This is a genomic window from Mesorhizobium sp. M4A.F.Ca.ET.022.05.2.1 (genome assembly GCF_003998845.1).
GTDB lineage: Bacteria > Pseudomonadota > Alphaproteobacteria > Rhizobiales > Rhizobiaceae > Mesorhizobium.
Genome location: NZ_RZOJ01000015.1, coordinates 1 through 13,737, shown reverse-complemented (window position 1 = coordinate 13,737; position 13,737 = coordinate 1). Strand labels below are relative to the sequence as shown.

General features: G+C 64.9%; 16 protein-coding genes. 4 read left to right on the top strand and 12 right to left on the bottom strand.

What is annotated here, in order from left to right; all coding sequences use genetic code 11:
- The first annotated feature begins 34 nt into the window (after window positions 1-34).
- Window positions 35-1,048: a glycosyltransferase family 9 protein gene (locus tag EN745_RS03615; protein ID WP_127404733.1), complete on the top strand. Its 1,014-nt coding sequence runs from the start codon at window positions 35-37 to the stop codon at window positions 1,046-1,048.
- Window positions 1,049-1,064: 16 nt separating this feature from the next.
- Here EN745_RS03615 and EN745_RS03610 read toward each other — a convergent pair whose 3' ends face one another.
- The 3 genes from EN745_RS03610 to EN745_RS03600 are packed head-to-tail and all read right to left on the bottom strand — an operon-like array spanning window position 1,065 to window position 2,495.
- A complete protein-coding gene (locus EN745_RS03610; RefSeq protein ID WP_126057611.1) occupies window positions 1,065-1,403 on the bottom strand; it encodes a cupin domain-containing protein in 339 nt (112 codons plus the stop codon).
- 10 nt (window positions 1,404-1,413) lie between these two features.
- Entirely contained in the window at window positions 1,414-2,193 is a 780-nt protein-coding gene (kduD, locus tag EN745_RS03605) for a 2-dehydro-3-deoxy-D-gluconate 5-dehydrogenase KduD (protein WP_127404732.1), read from the bottom strand.
- The gene (locus EN745_RS03600) at window positions 2,190-2,495 is read right to left on the bottom strand and encodes a hypothetical protein (protein ID WP_127404731.1); all 306 of its coding nucleotides are present in this window, start codon (window positions 2,493-2,495) and stop codon (window positions 2,190-2,192) included. The genes kduD and EN745_RS03600 overlap by 4 nt, the downstream gene beginning before the upstream one ends.
- Before the next feature lie 172 nt (window positions 2,496-2,667).
- On the opposite strand from EN745_RS03600, the gene EN745_RS03595 reads away from it, so the two are divergent.
- The gene (locus tag EN745_RS03595) at window positions 2,668-4,227 is read left to right on the top strand and encodes a mannitol dehydrogenase family protein (protein WP_127420559.1); all 1,560 of its coding nucleotides are present in this window, start codon (window positions 2,668-2,670) and stop codon (window positions 4,225-4,227) included.
- A 29-nt stretch (window positions 4,228-4,256) separates the two neighbouring features.
- Here the strand turns inward: EN745_RS03595 and lepB are convergent, their stop codons facing one another.
- The 8 genes from lepB to EN745_RS03555 all read right to left on the bottom strand — a co-directional run bounded on the left by lepB (window position 4,257) and on the right by EN745_RS03555 (window position 11,935).
- The gene (gene lepB, locus EN745_RS03590; protein ID WP_348627271.1) at window positions 4,257-5,003 is read right to left on the bottom strand and encodes a signal peptidase I; all 747 of its coding nucleotides are present in this window, start codon (window positions 5,001-5,003) and stop codon (window positions 4,257-4,259) included.
- A gap of 326 nt (window positions 5,004-5,329) precedes the next feature.
- Window positions 5,330-5,737 carry a F0F1 ATP synthase subunit epsilon gene (locus tag EN745_RS03585; RefSeq protein ID WP_126057608.1) on the bottom strand — a complete coding sequence of 136 codons (408 nt, stop codon included), beginning with the start codon at window positions 5,735-5,737 and terminating at the stop codon, window positions 5,330-5,332.
- 99 nt (window positions 5,738-5,836) lie between these two features.
- Window positions 5,837-7,417 carry a F0F1 ATP synthase subunit beta gene (atpD, locus tag EN745_RS03580; RefSeq protein WP_127420558.1) on the bottom strand — a complete coding sequence of 527 codons (1,581 nt, stop codon included), beginning with the start codon at window positions 7,415-7,417 and terminating at the stop codon, window positions 5,837-5,839.
- Window positions 7,418-7,492: 75 nt separating this feature from the next.
- A complete protein-coding gene (locus EN745_RS03575; RefSeq protein WP_127420557.1) occupies window positions 7,493-8,380 on the bottom strand; it encodes a F0F1 ATP synthase subunit gamma in 888 nt (295 codons plus the stop codon).
- A gap of 34 nt (window positions 8,381-8,414) precedes the next feature.
- Window positions 8,415-9,944 (bottom strand): F0F1 ATP synthase subunit alpha, encoded by a 1,530-nt coding sequence (gene atpA / locus EN745_RS03570; protein ID WP_127420556.1) that lies wholly within the window; start codon window positions 9,942-9,944, stop codon window positions 8,415-8,417.
- Window positions 9,944-10,504 (bottom strand): F0F1 ATP synthase subunit delta, encoded by a 561-nt coding sequence (locus EN745_RS03565; protein ID WP_127420555.1) that lies wholly within the window; start codon window positions 10,502-10,504, stop codon window positions 9,944-9,946. The genes atpA and EN745_RS03565 overlap by 1 nt, the downstream gene beginning before the upstream one ends.
- A 246-nt stretch (window positions 10,505-10,750) precedes the next feature.
- On the bottom strand, window positions 10,751-11,146 hold the full coding sequence (locus tag EN745_RS03560) for a DUF4345 family protein (protein WP_126057603.1): 396 nt from the start codon (window positions 11,144-11,146) through the stop codon (window positions 10,751-10,753).
- A gap of 93 nt (window positions 11,147-11,239) precedes the next feature.
- Window positions 11,240-11,935 (bottom strand): aspartate/glutamate racemase family protein, encoded by a 696-nt coding sequence (locus EN745_RS03555; RefSeq protein ID WP_127420554.1) that lies wholly within the window; start codon window positions 11,933-11,935, stop codon window positions 11,240-11,242.
- Between the two features lie 63 nt (window positions 11,936-11,998).
- On the opposite strand from EN745_RS03555, the gene EN745_RS03550 reads away from it, so the two are divergent.
- Window positions 11,999-12,244: a type II toxin-antitoxin system Phd/YefM family antitoxin gene (locus EN745_RS03550; RefSeq protein WP_126057601.1), complete on the top strand. Its 246-nt coding sequence runs from the start codon at window positions 11,999-12,001 to the stop codon at window positions 12,242-12,244.
- Window positions 12,241-12,696, top strand: coding sequence for a type II toxin-antitoxin system VapC family toxin (locus EN745_RS03545; protein ID WP_127420553.1), 456 nt, complete (start codon window positions 12,241-12,243; stop codon window positions 12,694-12,696). The genes EN745_RS03550 and EN745_RS03545 overlap by 4 nt, the downstream gene beginning before the upstream one ends.
- Before the next feature lie 10 nt (window positions 12,697-12,706).
- On the opposite strand, the gene priA is transcribed toward EN745_RS03545, so the two are convergent.
- A partial coding sequence (gene priA / locus EN745_RS03540; protein WP_127420552.1) for a primosomal protein N' occupies window positions 12,707-13,737 on the bottom strand: 1,031 nt, incomplete at its 5' end.

Genomic DNA, 13,737 nt, shown 5'->3' with positions numbered 1-13,737 from the left:
CATTTCCGCCCTGAGTCACGGATTCCGCACTGGCATGGGTTCGACCGCACCGCTGCTGATCTTCTACGCCCGCAACGATGCCCTCGGCGACGGATTGCTGAGGCTGCCGGCACTGCGGGCCGCAAGAACGGCCTTCCCGCAGAGCCACATCGTCTATGGCACAATGGGCAACTCCTCGCTCACCGGTGTCTTGCGGAAGCACGTCGCTTCCCTCATCGACGATTTCAGGGCGGTGACGCCGCTTTCGGCTGTCCTCGCCGAGTTCAAGCCGCGCGGCGGGCAAACGACGCTCGTCGATTTCCGCACCGGCGTGCCCGGCCTGCTGGTGACCGGATTGCAGCTCATCGGCCGCGGCGTTCGCTACGAGCCCAATTTTGCCGGCTATATGCTGTCCTGGCGTGCGGGCGTCAGATGGACGCTGCGTCCCGAACACAATGCCTGGCGCTACCATCGGCTGGTGGAGCGGCTGGCCGGCAGGCATCTGCCATTCGACCACAGGCTGGACGTTCCGAAGGCTGCCCGCGCCATGGCGCGTCAGTTGCGCGGCGCGGACCAGCGTCCGCTCATCCTTCTTGGCGGCAACGCCAAGGGCAACAAGTTCATGAGCGACGCTCAGGTCGCCGCCGTCGCCGGCAACCTCATCGATGCCGGCTGCCGGGTGCTCTATCTGGTCACCCCGGGCAGCGGACCGAGCCCGCAGACCCTTGCCGCGAAGGAACCCCGTCTTCAACTGGTCGGCCCGGAGCTTGGGCTCGATGCCGAAGCATTCAGCGACCTGCTGCTTGCGCTCGGCGAAATGGCGGCCGCCTATGTCGGCATGGAAGGCGGTCTGGGGCATCTGTTCGCCACCGTCATGACCCCGGCGGTGATCATCAACAATGGCGCTAACATGGAACGTTGGCGGCCGCTGTCGAACACCGTCGAGGTGGTCACCGCGCCTAGGCGCGGGCGATCGGCGAAAGTCTCCGATACGCCGGCCGAGGCGATTATCGAAGCCACCCATCGCTTGCTCGCCGCGAGCCGACGCGACCACGCCTTGCCGCGCTAGATTACGGTCAGAAAAATCAGCCGAGGAAATCGGCTCGGTGCGGCGTGAAGCTGTCGACCAGGCGCCCGGCCTCCAGCGCCCTGACGCCGTGCGGCATATTGGACGGAACGATGAAGCTGCCGCCGGCTTCCAGAACTTCGGTCCGGCCGTCGACGGTCACCTCGAAGCGGCCTTCGGCGACGTAGCTCGCCTGCACATGCGGATGCGAATGCAGCGCGCCGACGCCACCCTTGTCGAAGCCGAACTCGACCATCATCAGCTCGTCCGTGTGGAGGAGCACGCGCCGGCGGTTGCCGTCCGGCGTCGGCGTCCATGCAGCCTCGCCGGCATGCGAGAATATCTTCGTCACGGTCATCTCGCCTCTCTCAGCGCGCCAGCCAGCCGCCATCCACCGGCACCACGGCGCCATGCATATAGTCGGACGCCGGCGCCAGCAGGAACACGGCCGCGTCGCCAATGTCTTCCGGCCGGCCCCAGCGGCCGGCCGGGATGCGCGCCATGATCGAGGCGCGGCGATCGGGATCGGCGCGCAGCGCCTCGGTATTGTTGGTCTCGATATAGCCCGGCGCGATGGCGTTGACGTTGATGCCCTTCTGCGCCCACTCGCAGGCGAGCAACCGGGTGATGCCGAGCACGCCGTGCTTCGAGGCCGTGTAGGAGGCGACGCGGATGCCGCCCTGGAAGCTCAGCACCGAAGCGATGTTGACGATCTTGCCGCGCCGTCCGGGTTCGGCAAGCACATGCCGGGCAAAGCCTTGGCTGAGCATGAACACCGTCTTCAGATTGACGTCGATGACGTCGTCCCAGTCGGCCTCGGTCAACTCGACCGCATCGGCTCGCCTTATGATACCTGCATTGTTGACCAGGCCGTCGAGCGGTCCGCTGTCGCGCCAGACCCGATCGAGCATCGCCTGCGCGGCGGTCGAGTCGGCAAGGTCGCAGCGCACCGCCTCGATGCTCCCGCCGGCCGCCTCTATCCTTTCGGCGGTCTCATCCATCGCCGAGCGGCCGACGCCGATCACCGCGCCGCCGGCACGCGCGACCGACACCGCGATACCCTGGCCGATGCCGGTGTTGGCGCCGGTGACCAGGACGCGTTTGCCGGCAAGGCTGAAGGCGGAAAGGTCGGGCTCTGTCCTGCTCATGATGTCCAACACCTGTCTGTCATCGATGGCGCCGTGCCTTCGTGATCGCGCCCAACCCGATAGGCCTTCTTGGCGAGCGCATAGGCAAGTTCGCCTGCCAACTCATGCGCCTCGACCTCGCACAGCCGGTGCTCGGCGACGAGTCGCGCCAGGAAGGCACAACACATTCTAGAGCCGATCGGTAAGGCCGTGCGGGCTGACGGCAGCTTTTCCACGCCGGCATATGGCGCGCGGCCCAGCGAGCGCGCATTCGCTTCCGACGGGAACAGCAGATCCGGATCGGTCAGCGCGATCGTGGACATAACGGCTCCTCCAGGAGGGAGTACCGGTATGGTCGGACAGGAGTGATGTCAACGCGAACGGCGTTCCTGAGCCTGCTTGCGGCAGCGGGGAACAGATGATACCCCGCATCGGATCCATCGCACGGGACATCAAAATGCCGCTCCGCCGAAACCTCTCAGCGTGTTTGGTGCCATGACCCACGGCCGCCTCTCCGATGGGACGCTGCGGTCCTTGCCAAATCAGGTTTCGGTTCCAGCCTATGATCGGGACGACATCGCGCCGGGCATTGTCCATCTCGGCGTCGGCGCCTTCCACCGCGCCCATCAGGCCGCCTATGTCGACGACTGCCTGGCGGCGGGAGAGCGTGACTGGGGCATTGTCGGCGTCTCGCTGCGCAGCGCCGACACGCGCGATGCGCTGGCGCCACAGGACGGGCTCTACGCGCTGGCGATCCGCGACAGCGGCGGCGAGAGCCTGCGCGTCATCGGCTCGATCCAGTCGATGCTGGTGGCGCCCGAGGACCCAGGCGCGGTGCTGGCGGCGCTTATCGACCCGCGCACCCGCATCGTCACGCTGACCATCACCGAAAAGGCCTATCTGAGGGCAGCCGACGGCCGGCTCGACGAAACCCACCCCGACATCGTCCACGATCTGGCCAATCCGGGATCGCCGCGCACGGCGCATGGTTTCCTCACGGAAGCGCTGGCCCGCCGCCGCGCCGCCGGCACGCCGCCCTTCACCGTGCTTTGCTGCGACAACCTGCCGGCCAACGGCGCCACGCTGCACCGGCTGCTGGCCGAATTCGCGATGCTGCGCGATGCAGGACTCGCCCGACAGGGCGATGTCCAGCTCGCCCGACAGGGCGATGTCCAGCTCGCCCCACCGGGCGATGCCCCTCTTGCCAGCCATGTTGCAAACGAAGTGGCCTTCCCATCGAGCATGGTCGACCGCATCGTGCCGGCGACCACCGATGCCGACCGGGCACGCATCGCGGTCGAGCTCGGCGTCGAGGATGCCTGGCCGGTGATGACCGAGCCGTTCTGCCAATGGGTCGTCGAGGACGATTTTCCGGCCGGCAGGCCGGCCTGGGAAAAATTCGGCGTCACCATGGTCGCCGATGTCGGCCCCTTCGAGGACATGAAGCTGAGACTGCTCAACGGCGCGCATTCGGGCATCGCCTATCTCGGCCTGCTCAGCGGCCACGCGACCGTCGACCGCGCCTTCGCCGATCCGGCGATCCGGCAGTTCGTCGATCGCCTGTGGGCCGAGGCCATTTCGACGCTGCCCGAGGACGCCGGGCTCGACACCAGCGCCTACACGGCGGAACTCGCCCAACGTTTTTCGAACACCGCGCTTGCCCATCGTACCGCGCAGATCGCCAATGACGGCAGCCAGAAACTGCCGCAGCGCATCGTGGCGTCAGTCTTGGAGTGCCTGGAAGCCGGCACCGAAATGGTCCATCTCACCCTGGTGGTGGCCGCCTGGATCGCCGCCTGCGCGGCGCGCGGCAAGGCCTTGCCGGAAGCCCATTTCACGGATCCGCTCGACGCGGCGCTGACGGAACTTCTGAGCCAGCAACTGCCGGCAAACGAAACGGTGACGGCGGTGTTCGATCTCGCTGGCTTTGCCAGGGACCACGCCGAGCGCCAGACATTGATTGAACTCGTGGCTGTCCATCTCGTCCACCTGCGCCGGGACGGCCCCACCCTGGCCTTCGCCGCGCTTGGCATAGAGGGCGAACGGCAAGAATAGACTTGCAGTTCCACCCACGGATGGCTCGCCTATTCCACAGCCGAGCCATACAGTGTTTGCCGGGACGAATAGCCGGTGCCCTTTGAATTCCAGAACAGCCGCGCTGCTCTGCCGACGAGGTTTTCGTAAGGGACGAATCCGACGGTGAATCGACTGTCGGAAGCATTGTCCCGATTGTCGCCAAGCACGAAATAGTGGCCCTCGGGCACCTCGAACACGCGCGTGTTGTCGCCGATCGAATTGTCCGTCAGGTCGAGAACGAAATGGCTGACCCCGCCTGGCAAGGTCTCGCGCTGAAGCCTGGCCGGCTGCGCCATCTCCTCGTACGGGAACGTGCCGGCATCCTCGAGACCAACGGGCACATCGTTGATGTGGAGCGCGCCGTTGACCATCTGGATCTTCTCGCCCGGCAAGCCGACGATCCGCTGGATATAGTCGATGCTTGGGTCGGACGGGAATTTGAAGACCACCACATCCCCACGCTTGGGTTCCGCGCCTAGCACACGTCCTTCGATTGGCAGCAAATTGAACGGCACGCTGTAGCGGCTGTAGCCGTAGGCGAATTTGGAGACGAAGAGATAGTCGCCTTCCTGCAGTGTCGGCACCATGCTGCCGGAGGGAATCGAAAACGGCTGGAACAGGAACGATCGGATCAGCAAGGCCGGCACCGACGAGGTGAGCAGGACGAGCACCAGCACCGAAAGCCCGTGCGCATACCATTTGTCCGGCTTGAAGCGATGCGCGAAGGGCACGACGAGCGCCATCCACAGGACCATCAACACGAACCCTGAGAAATTGGCCAGCCCGGCAAGATCGGCGCCCGGCAGCACCGGAAACCCGATATAGACAGCCGCGACGCCGAGGGCGCTGAACACAATCAGGACGGCAAGCGCCGGCCTTCCGGCGCCGATCCAGAGAAACCCGCCGAACGGCCCGCCAAAGGCCGACACCAGCGCCGTCGACCACCTGGATCGCGGCGCAATTTCTCGCTGGTCTGATTGCTGCGTCATCGGCCACCCCCCCACGCAAAGGCAGCCGGACTGTCCACTAAACAAAAAAGCGGGGCAAGCCCGCTTTTGCAATCTCCGGTGGAAGCCTGATCTCAGGCCGGCAGGATGGCGCCTTCCAGCGTGGTGAGCTGGCTAAGGAATTGCTCTGCCTTGCTGCGGGCCTGGTCGTCCTTGGCGTCGGCGACGTCTTCCTTCGCCTCCTGGATGCGGCGTGCCACATCCGCGCGATCGATGTCGCCGACCGCCACCGCCGACTCGGCAAGCAGCGTGCAGCCGGAAGGCACGATGTCGGCGAAGCCGCCGAACACCACATAGCGTTCTTCCTTGCCCGCAACGGTCTTCACCGTGACGACGCCCGGCTTGATCGTGGTCATGACCGGCGCGTGCAGCGCCATCACGGTCATCTCGCCTTCGGCGCCGGGGATGACGACAGATTCAACCTGCTCGGAAACGAGCAGGCGCTCCGGCGAGACCAGTTCGAACTTGAAAGCTTCAGCCATGATCAAATTAGCGAGCAGGGAATAGCGAGTAGCGAGTAGTAAGAACAAATCCGCCGCGCTGGTATTCCTATTCGCTACTCCCTATTCGCTATTCGCTTCTTATGCCGCTTCAGCCGCCAGGCGCTGGGCCTTCTCGACCGCTTCCTCGATGCCGCCGACCATGTAGAAGGCGGCTTCCGGCAGGTGGTCGTAGTCGCCCGCGCAGAGGCCCTTGAAGCCCTTGATGGTGTCGGCGAGGTCGACCAGCTTGCCCGGCGAGCCGGTGAACACTTCGGCGACGAAGAACGGTTGCGACAGGAAGCGCTCGATCTTGCGGGCGCGGGCAACGGTCTGCTTGTCCTCTTCCGACAGCTCATCCATGCCCAGAATGGCGATGATGTCCTGCAGCGACTTGTAGCGCTGGAGGATCGACTGCACCTGGCGCGCCACCTGGTAGTGCTCCTCACCGACGACCATCGGATCGAGCATGCGCGAGGTGGAGTCGAGCGGATCGACGGCCGGGTAGATGCCCTTTTCCGAGATCGCGCGGTTGAGCACGGTGGTGGCGTCCAAGTGGGCGAACGAGGTCGCCGGCGCCGGGTCGGTCAAGTCGTCGGCCGGCACGTAGATCGCCTGCACCGAGGTGATTGAGCCCTTGGTCGTGGTCGTGATGCGCTCCTGCAGCGCGCCCATGTCGGTGGCGAGCGTCGGCTGGTAGCCCACGGCCGAAGGGATACGGCCGAGCAGCGCCGACACTTCCGAGCCCGCCTGCGTGAAGCGGAAGATGTTGTCGACAAAGAACAGCACGTCCTGGCCCTGGTCGCGGAAATATTCGGCGACGGTGAGACCGGTCAGGCCGACGCGGGCGCGGGCGCCCGGCGGCTCGTTCATCTGGCCATAGACGAGAGCGGCCTTGGAGCCGGCGCCGCCGCCCTTCTTGTTGACGCCCGATTCGATGAACTCGTGATAGAGGTCGTTGCCTTCGCGGGTGCGCTCGCCGACGCCGGCGAACACCGAGAAGCCGCCATGCGCCTTGGCGACGTTGTTGATCAGTTCCTGGATCAGCACCGTCTTGCCGACGCCGGCGCCACCGAACAGGCCGATCTTGCCGCCGCGGGCGTAAGGAGCAAGCAGGTCGAGCACCTTGATGCCGGTGACCAGGATCTGCGCTTCCGTCGACTGGTCGACATAGGCCGGAGCGGGCTGGTGGATGGCGCGCTGTTCGACGCCGTCGACCGTGCCTTCCTCGTCGACCGGCTCGCCGATGACGTTGATGATGCGGCCGAGCAGGCCGGGACCGACCGGCACCGAGATCGGCGCGCCGGTGTCATAGACCTCCTGGCCGCGGACCAGGCCTTCGGTGGAGTCCATGGCGATGCAACGCACTGTGTTCTCGCCGAGATGCTGGGCCACTTCGAGCACGAGGCGGTTGCCGACATTGGAGGTTTCCAGCGCGTTCAGGATCGCCGGCAGGTGGTCGCTGAACTGCACGTCGACGACGGCGCCGATGACCTGGCGGACCTTGCCGACGGCGCCGGTCTTCTTGACGGCGACACTCGCCGCCTTGGACGGTGCTGCCTTGGCCGGTGCCGCCGCCTTCTTGGCCGGAGCGGCCTTCGCGGCTGCTGCCGGAGCCTGTGCCGCCGCCTTGGGGGCCGGTGCCGCCTTGGCGGCGGTCTTCGGGGTAGCTGCTTTCGCCATCGTCTTTGCCCTTTTCGTCTTTCTGTTTCTCGCGCTGTCCGCATGGAGGTCAGCGACCTCCACATGGGCCCGCGACTAGAGCGCCTCGGCGCCCGAAATGATTTCGATCAATTCCTTGGTGATCTGCGCCTGCCGCTGGCGGTTGTAGGTGATCGACAGCTTGTTGATCATGTCGCCGGCGTTGCGCGTCGCATTGTCCATGGCGCTCATCTTGGCGCCCATCTCGCCGGCTGCGTTTTCGAGCAGCGCGCGGAAGATCTGGACCGAGATGTTGCGCGGGATGAGGTCGGAGAGGATCTCGCCCGGCTCCGGCTCGTATTCGTAGACGGCGTTGCCGCCGTTGGTCGCCTCGGCAGCAGCAGAAGCGGCAGTCGCCGCCGGGATGATCTGCTGCGCCGTCGGGATCTGGCTGATCACCGACTTGAACTGCGAATAGAACAGCGTGCAGACGTCGAAACCGCCCTCGTTGAAGAGGTGGATGACTTTCTTCGCGATCGCATCGGCATTGGCGAAGCCGAGCGTCCGCACTTCACGCAGGTCGACGCGCTCAAGGATCAGCGATGCGTAGTCGCGGCGCAGGATGTCGTAGCCCTTCTTGCCGACGCAGATGATCTTGACCTGCTTGCCGTCGGCCAGGAGCTTGCGGATGTGGTCGCGGGCAAGGCGGGCGATCTGCGAATTGAAGCCGCCGCAGAGGCCGCGCTCGGCGGTGCAGACGACGAGCAGTTGCACGTCGTCCCTGCCGGTGCCGGTCATCAGCGCCGGAGCATCGCCGCCGCCGCCGATCGCCTGGGTGATGTTGGCCAGCACCGCGCCCATCCGCTCGGAATAGGGACGCGCCGCTTCCGCCGCTTCCTGCGCGCGGCGCAGCTTCGCCGCGGCGACCATCTGCATCGCCTTGGTGATCTTCTGCGTCGCCTTGACCGAGGCGATACGGTTACGAAGGTCTTTTAATGAAGGCATGCTTCAAACCTGATCCCGTGCGTCCGGCTTCTTCTTAGGCGAAGGTCTTGGCGAAGGCGTCGATCTCGGCCTTGAGCTTGGCGCGCAGATCGTCCGACAGCGCCTTCTCCTTGCGAATGCCGTCGAGCACTTCCTTGCCGGCCGAGCGCATGTGGCTGAGCAGGCCATGCTCGAACTTGCCGACCTGGTTGATCGCCAGCTTGTCGAGGTAACCGTTGACGCCGGCGAAGATCACCGCAACCTGCTCCTCGACCTTGAGCGGCGAGAACTGTGGCTGCTTCAGGAGTTCGGTCAGGCGTGAGCCGCGGTTCAGCAGGCGCTGCGTGGCGGCGTCGAGGTCGGAGCCGAACTGCGCGAAGGCCGCCATTTCGCGATACTGCGCGAGCTCGCCCTTGATCGAGCCGGCAACCTGCTTCATCGCCTTGATCTGCGCCGACGAACCGACGCGCGACACCGACAGGCCGACATTGACCGCCGGGCGGATGCCCTGGAAGAACAGGTTGGTTTCGAGGAAGATCTGGCCGTCGGTGATCGAGATCACGTTGGTCGGGATGTAGGCCGACACGTCGTTGGCCTGCGTCTCGATGATCGGCAGCGCGGTCAGCGAACCGCCGCCCAGATCGTCGTTGAGCTTTGCGGCGCGCTCGAGCAGGCGCGAGTGCAGGTAGAAGACGTCGCCCGGATAGGCTTCGCGGCCCGGCGGGCGGCGCAGCAGCAGCGACATCTGGCGATAGGCGACGGCCTGCTTCGACAGGTCGTCATAGCTGATCAGCGCGTGCATGCCGTTGTCGCGGAAATACTCGCCCATGGTGGCGCCGGTGAACGGCGCCAGGAACTGCATCGGCGCCGGGTCGGAAGCGGTGGCGGCAACGACGATCGAATATTCAAGCGCGCCGCGCTCCTCGAGAACCTTGACGAACTGCGCGACGGTCGAGCGCTTCTGGCCGACGGCGACGTAGACGCAGTAGAGCTTTTCCTTTTCGGGGCCGTTTTCGTGCACCGACTTCTGGTTCAGCATCGTGTCGAGAATGATCGCGGTCTTGCCGGTCTGGCGATCGCCGATGACCAGCTCGCGCTGGCCGCGGCCGACCGGGATCAGCGCATCGATGGCCTTGAGGCCGGTCGACATCGGCTCGTTCACCGACTTGCGCGGAATGATGCCGGGCGCCTTGACGTCGACGCGCTTGCGTTCGGTCGCCTTGATCGGGCCTTTGCCGTCGATCGGGTTGCCGAGCGCATCGACGACGCGGCCAAGCAGGCCCATGCCGACAGGCGCGTCGACGATGGCGCCGGTGCGCTTGACGGTGTCGCCTTCCTTGATGTCGCGGTCGTTGCCGAAGATGACGACGCCGACATTGTCGGCTTCGAGGTTCAGCGCCATGCCGCGGATGCCGCCGGGGAATTCGACCATTTCACCGGCCTGGACATTGTCGAGGCCATAGACGCGGGCGATGCCGTCACCGACGGACAGCACCTGGCCGACTTCGGAGACCTCGGCCTCCTTGCCGAAATTCTTGATCTGGTCTTTCAGAATTGCGGAAATTTCCGCGGCGCGGATGTCCATCAGCCGACCTCTTTCAGTGCAAGCTTGAGCGAATTGAGTTTGGTTTTGAGCGACGTATCGATCTGGCGCGAGCCCATCTTGACCACCAGCCCGCCGAGCAGCGACGGGTCGACGGTGACCGTGATGGCCACGTCCTTGCCGGCAACGCCCTTCAGCGCCGCCTTCAGTTCGGTCTGCTGCGCCGCCGTCAGCGCATGCGCCGAGGTGACCTCGGCCGAAGCCTCGCCACGATGATCGGCGGCGATGCGGCGGAAAGCCTTGATCATGCCGGGCACTGCGAACAGGCGGCGGTTCTTGGCGACGACGCGCAGGAAATTGCCGGCGAGCCCGCCGAGCTTTGCCTTGGCGACGATCGCGGCGATCGCCTTGGCCTGATCCTCGCTGGAGAACACCGGGCTGTTGATCAGCCGGGAAAGATCGGCGCTGCCTTCAAGCAGCGCCTCGAAACTGGTGAGGTCGGCCTCGACCTGGGCGACCGAATTTGCCTGCAGCGCGAGTTCGAACAGCGAACCCGCATAGCGTTCTGCGACAGCTGAGATTGGCGATGACGATTGAGCCACGGACCGTCTTTTCTCTTGTCTGACAGGCCGCAGATTGTTGGCGCGAGCGAGAACTCTGGCTAAATCTTTGACCTTACTGCATTTTTCCAAGCACGGAGGCGCGGCTTCCGCTATCCCCGGCCGAAAGTCGATTGCCGTCTAGCACAGGCCTTTTAAGACCGCAATGCGTCGTCCGGCATGGTTTTCAGGCACTTTTGTCGCATCCGGCGGTAGAGCCCGGCCGCAAGCGGCGGATTAGTCGGTGATTCAGGGCAAAAAGCCGAAAGCAAAGGCCAGCGGCAACGCCGCCAGCACCAGTTCAACCACGATGGAAGCCCAATTGAAAGGGGTGTTGGCGCCGTCCGACATCATCGACAGCAAACGGCCGAAAGCGGTGAACAGCCAGGAGAAGCCGAGCGCCATGTAAAGCAGCGGCTGCGCGAGCAGGATGCAGCACAGGCTGACGCCGAGATAGAAGCCCGACATGCGGCCGCGCCCCTCGGCGATCGCCGCCGCCTTCTCCGGCCTGGCCTGCAGCCTGAGGATCCTGAAAGCGAGGTTCGGCGCCAGGAACAGCAACAGGCCGATGAGCAAGGTCGCCACGGCGCTCGACCATGCCAGCCACTCGCCCTGGCTCATCGGCCAAGGAAACGCAAATTCCATCTTGCCCCCTCGTAAATGCCTGTTTGAAAACCGGGGCATTCTAGCGGAGGAAAAGCCGCGCGCCAGATGGCGCCGGAACTTTAGGAAGGCGTATCAAGACAGGGCGAATGCGACCGCCGCCTCGGCGTGCAGGCGCGTGGTGTCGAACACCGGAATGTCGAAGTCCGCCTGGCCGATCAGCATGGTGATCTCGGTGCAGCCCATGATGACGCCGTCGATGTTCTCATCGCGCCGCAGGCGGCCAACTTCCTCGACATAGGCCACATGCGATTCGGATTTGACGATGCCTTGGCAGAGTTCGTCATAGATCACCCGGTGTACCATGTCGCGGCCGGCCTGGCCGGGCACCACCGGCTGCAGGCCATACTTCTCGGCAAGCCGGCCCTTGTAGAAATCCTGCTCCATGGTGAAGCGCGTGGCGAGCAGCGCCGGCCGCCTGACGCCGGCATCCCTGACCGCGACCGCCGTAGCATCGGCGATGTGGATTAGCGGTATCGACACCGCCGCCTGTACCTCATCCGCCAGCCTGTGCATGGTGTTGGTGCAGACCACCAGGCCGTCCGCACCGCCCGCCTCCAGCTTGCGCGCAGCCTCGACAAGAAGCACGCCCGCTCCCCGCCAGTCGCCGGCATGCTGGCGCTCGGCGATCTCGGCGAAGTCGAACGACCACAGAAGCAGCTTCGCCGAATGGAGGCCACCGAGTTGCTCACGCACGATCTCGTTGAGCAGGCGATAGTAGATGGCGGTCGATTCCCAGCTCATGCCGCCGATGAGGCCAAGGGTTTTCACGGTGGCTGTTCCTTTCCAGCAATTCCTATATTATGACCACATGAGACTACAAGGAGGCAGTTTATGAAGACGATGCAGGTTCGGGAGGCCAAGGCAGGTTTCTCAGCGCTCGTCGAGGCCGCCGAGAATGGTGAGCCTACCGTCATCACAAAGCATGGCAAACCAACGGCCATGGTTGTCCCGATTGAAGAGGGGCAGAAGCTCTATCCGCAGAACAGCCAGCAGGACTTCGTGGATTTCCTGCTTCATTACCCCGGCGGCATCGAGTTTGAGCGAAACGAATCGCCGTCCCGGGACGTCGAGTTTTGACTGGCTATCTGCTGGATACGTCGTTCCTGTCGGCCTTTGAACCTGACCGTGCTCCCCTTCCCTCGCACGTTCAGACATGGGTTGCCGAACAGCGGGCGCGCGGCTCATGGCATATGTCTTCCATTGTCGTTCTGGAGGTGGAAAAGGGCATTGCGAAGCTGAAGCGATCTGGCGCGAATTCGAAGGCGGCACGTATTGGCGAATGGTTCGAACGGCTGCTGGCGGAATTCGATCAGCGCATTCTGCCAGTCGACACGGCAATCGCGAGGGAAGCCGGCAAATTGGAGGACGCCGCTCTCGCAAGAGGCTTTAACCCGGGCTTGGCGGACATCCTGATCGCCGCGACCGCTCGTTTGAATGGCCTCTCAGTCTTGACGGCCAATGTCCGGCATTTTGCGGTTCTGGATGTATCCTACCTGGACCCCTTCGCTGAGACTGGTCCACGGGAGTAGTTTCGTAATCTCACAAAAAGCTCTGCGGATCGATATCGACCTGCACGCGAACCGAGCCGCGCAATTTCGGCCCTTCGGCCAGCATGGCGCGGATGAAGCCCTGCATGTCGGCGCGCCGCTCGCCCTGGATCAGCAGGCGGAAGCGGTGGCGTCCGCCGAGCAGTGACAACGGCGCCTCGGCCGGGCCAAGCACGAACAGGTCCGCGGCCTGCGGCGCGGCGCGGCGCAGGCCGCGCGCATGCGCCTCCGCTTCGGCCCGCGTCGCGGCGCTGACGATGACGCCGGCGAGCCGGCCGAAGGGCGGCAGCGCCGCCCGCTCGCGCTCGGCGATCTCGCGCTCGTAAAAGGCCTCGGCGTCACCGGAGACGATGGCCCGCATCACCGGATGGTCCGGCTGGTAGGTCTGCAGCAGACCGAGGCTCTTCTTGCCGGTGCGGCCGGCGCGGCCCGTCACCTGGCTGAGCAGCTGGAAGGTGCGCTCGGCGGCGCGCGGATCACCATTGGCGAGGCCGAGATCGGCGTCGACCACGCCGACCAGTGTCATATTGGGAAAATTGTGGCCCTTGGCGACGAGTTGCGTGCCGATGACGATGTCGGCCTCGCCATTGGCGATGGCTTCCAACTCGAGCCGCAGCCGGCGCACGCCACCCATCAGGTCCGACGACAAGACGATGGTGCGGGCGTCCGGAAAATGCGTCACCACCTCCTCGGCGATGCGCTCGACGCCGGGACCGCAGGCGACGAGATGGTCGAGCGTGCCGCATTCCGGGCAGGACTCCGGCCGCCGCTCATTGTGCCCACAATGGTGGCAGACGAGCTGGCCGCGGAAGCGGTGCTCGACCAGCCAGGCCGAGCAGACCGGACAGCCGAAGCGATGGCCGCACACACGGCAAAGCGTCAGCGGCGCATAGCCGCGCCGGTTGAGGAACAGCAGCGACTGTTCTTTTTTCCCTAGCGTGCGCTCCATTTGCTCGAGCAGGACGGCCGACAGGAAACCGCCGCGCGCCGGCGGCGCCCGTCGCATGTCGATCGACTTCAAGT